Source organism: Pantoea sp. EKM101V (assembly GCF_011800325.1).
Taxonomy (GTDB): Bacteria; Pseudomonadota; Gammaproteobacteria; order Enterobacterales; family Enterobacteriaceae; genus Pantoea; species Pantoea anthophila.
The window spans coordinates 1-542 of record NZ_JAALFP010000040.1 but is presented as its reverse complement, the minus strand read 5'-3'; the positions used below and the strand labels follow the sequence as shown (position 1 = coordinate 542).

Here is a 542-nt window from a genome sequence, read left to right as displayed (position 1 = left end):
ATGGCACGCTGCACCTTACCGCCGGTCCCGAACCCGCTGTCAACGAACGCCTGATTGTAAAAGTTGCTGTAAACCTGGTTATTAACGTCATTTTCGCTGTACTGCTTCGTCGGATCCTTCGCTTTCAGCTCCGCCAGCGCCCTGTCGCGGTCGGCCTGCGTGGCATCGGACATCTTCTCATTGGCGGCACGGGTCGCGATGATTTCGCCCTGCGTCCGCGCGATATCCCCCGCCTGCGCCCCGATTTCGCCTATCAGCTGCGCTGCCTTCAGCCGGTTCTGCTCTTTCTCCTTGTCGAAGATGACGTCCAGCCCCGGATTCGCGTTCGCCACGTCGCGGCTGAGGTCCGCCACGTCCTGCTTCTGCTTCGACGGGTCGCGGATAACGAGGGTGCCCTCGCTCACCGCCGACCTGGTGGTGCTCTCCGCGCTGCCGCTGTCGTTCACTCCCGCCAGCATCCCGTTGGCCATGTTACCGGCAAAGTTCCCGCCGATGCCGCCGCCGGTGCTCATGCCTGCGCTCTGATGCTGCACCTCATATTC

At 62.7% G+C, this 542-nt stretch carries 1 pseudogene; it reads right to left on the bottom strand.

What is annotated here, in order from left to right:
- Window positions 1-542: pseudogene (locus HFD92_RS21535) on the bottom strand (adhesin); the annotation flags it as partial.